This window comes from Desulfofustis glycolicus DSM 9705, from assembly GCF_900130015.1.
GTDB classification, from domain to species: Bacteria; Desulfobacterota; Desulfobulbia; order Desulfobulbales; family Desulfocapsaceae; genus Desulfofustis; species Desulfofustis glycolicus.
The window spans coordinates 1-2,493 of the sequence record NZ_FQXS01000077.1; the positions used below are offsets into that span (position 1 = coordinate 1).

Below are 2,493 nucleotides of genomic sequence, written 5' to 3' on the forward strand. Positions count from 1 at the left end.
TTTTATCAATTAGTTACTGAAAGAGATTACAATCAAGAGACCAGGTGCCCCAATAAGCAACTGAATTTATTCGATTAACAATCGGACACTAGTGAACTTTTATACTTGATCAACGTATATTAATAGTTGCTGCATGCCACGCCAAGCACGCATAGACGCCCCGGGGGCACTCCATCATGTGATAGTAAGGGGAATCGAGCGCAGAACGATATTCAAGGATAATATCGACCAGGACGCTTTTCTCCAACGACTCGGCAATATCCTGTCCGATACGAAGACCAGTTGTTTTGCCTGGGCCTTGATTCCCAATCATTTTCATCTCTTGTTGCGCAGTGGCAGCCAACCACTATCCACAGTTATGCGCCGACTCTTGACCGGCCATGCCATGAGCTTTAACCGCAGGCATCACCGCAGTGGTCAGCTTTTTCAAAACCGCTACAAATCCATATTATGTCAAGAGGAGACGTATTTATTGGAGCTAATCCGTTATATCCACCTTAATCCGTTACGTGCCAGACTTGTAACCGATATTGATAAACTGGATCGCTACCCTTTCAGTGGTCATGGCGTTCTCGTGGGGAAAATGAAAAACGATTGGCAGGAGACAGCTTATGTGCTCAATCTCTTTGGGGATCAAAAAACAGAAGCGCGGGCCCGCTACAAGGCATATGTCTCAGAAGGCATCGAAAAGGGAAAACGTCCAGACCTGACCGGCGGCGGCCTTATTCGCAGCAGTGGAGGATGGTCGGTGATCAAATCGGTTCGCCAGGCCAATATTCACAGCAAAAGTGACGAACGCATCCTTGGTGATTCCGATTTTGTCGATGATGTACTGAAAGCCGCAGATGAGTCCTTGCAGCGCCGATATTACCTGAAGGCCAAAGGGTGGGATCAGGATAGACTGGCCGAAAAATCGGCGAGGCTATACGGGCTTGAACCCAAACAGCTCTATACCCCAGGCAAGCAGCCCGCGAAAGTCAAAGCCCGCAGTGTCTTTTGTTATTGGGCTACCGCCGAATTGGGAATCACAATGACTCAACTGGCCAGATTGCTGAAGATTTCTCAACCGGCGGTAAGTATTTGTGTCAGGCGTGGTGAACAGATTGTTTTGGCTGAAGGGTTTCGAATAATGGATGAGTAGAATATTATAATTTTATGGGCGTCCCTCTCTTTCCCCTGCACCTCTTCCACGCCAAGTTCCCCAATATCGAGATACATATAGGCAATTCTCTCGACCTGGTTGAGGAACTCGAAGAAAAGAGATACGACCTGGTGATCACCGGGGCCATCTCGCCGAGCGATAGCCACACCGCCGTATCGCTTTTTGCCGACCAACTGGTCTGTATCATGCCGGATGACCACCCTTTGGCGGCAGGGCGCTCTGTTCGGCTGCATGATTTTGCCGGGGAGAATTTCATCTCCTATACCGATGCCGCCCGGGATAAATTCTATCAGCAGGCCCTCAAACCGGCAGGCATCGAGCCCAAAAGGATCATGAATATCGGGGCACCCCAGGCTATTGTCGAGATGGTAATTGCCGGTTTCGGCATCTCCGTCCTCCCCCGTTGGGCGGTGATCGAGGCCCTCAAAACCTGGCCTCTAGCCGCGCGGCCGATAACTCCAAGAGGACTCCCCCTCACCTGGCATGCCGTCTACCTGACGCATAGCAATACCTCGATCTACCAGCAGGAATTCATCAACAGCATTAGCCGGCTAAATGTCACGGAAGAAAAGCTTGCCATAGACCGCCTGGTACGGGTTAATTGATTGTTCTTCCTATTTCTCTTTCGGATGCATGGTTACCTTTCCCTTCACGGCGTGCAATCCGGGACGCACCTCTATCAAAAGAGAGCAAACATGCCGGTTTTATTATGGTTGAGCAGGAAATATTGATTGATTTCCCTTCCCGTCGAGCTAAACGTATGGAAAGAGGCAACGATGAGTTGCTTTCAAACGGGCTTTCCACATTAGATTCGGGGATGTACTGATCGGTCAATCGGGAAAGGACTTTGCATATTCAAGACGCCAAGGAACGGTTCATGTTTCTTCTCAATCGCATACGCGAACGGCTCTGGGTGAAGCCGCTGGCTACTTGACTGTTGTCGATCGCCGGGACATTTGTCGCCGAGGCAGCGGATAGAACCGGGCTCCCTTTCATCGCGCCTTCGGTCAGCACCGATTCTCTGGGGACGATCCTGTCGATCATGGCCTCCAGCATGCTGGTCATTGCTATATTCTCGGTCACCTCGATGGTGTCCGCCTATGCATCGGCGAGCAGCACGGCAACGCCGCGATCGTTCCCGCTGGTGATCGCCGACGACACGTCCCAAAACGCCCTTTCGACCTTTCTCGGCGCCTTCATCTTCAGCATCGTGGCGCTGATCGCACTGAAGAACAACTATTGCCGCGGTGTGTAAATAGTTAATATTTTTATACCTTAATGATGCACTTTCGAGTATAATTCTGGGCATGGAAAAGATAGATGCCCGAACA

2 protein-coding genes and 1 pseudogene are annotated in these 2,493 nt (G+C 50.4%); all 3 read left to right on the forward strand.

From position 1 onward, the window contains the following. The first annotated feature begins 133 nt into the window (after positions 1–133). The gene (locus BUC26_RS22365) at positions 134–1,141 is read left to right on the forward strand and encodes a transposase (RefSeq protein WP_073379628.1); all 1,008 of its coding nucleotides are present in this window, start codon (positions 134–136) and stop codon (positions 1,139–1,141) included. A gap of 14 nt (positions 1,142–1,155) precedes the next feature. Continuing rightward, entirely contained in the window at positions 1,156–1,767 is a 612-nt protein-coding gene (locus BUC26_RS22370; protein ID WP_073379630.1) for a substrate-binding domain-containing protein, read from the forward strand. Between the two features lie 272 nt (positions 1,768–2,039). Beyond that, a pseudogene (locus BUC26_RS22375) lies at positions 2,040–2,402 on the forward strand (DUF2254 family protein); the annotation flags it as partial. Between the last annotated feature and the right edge of the window lie 91 nt (positions 2,403–2,493).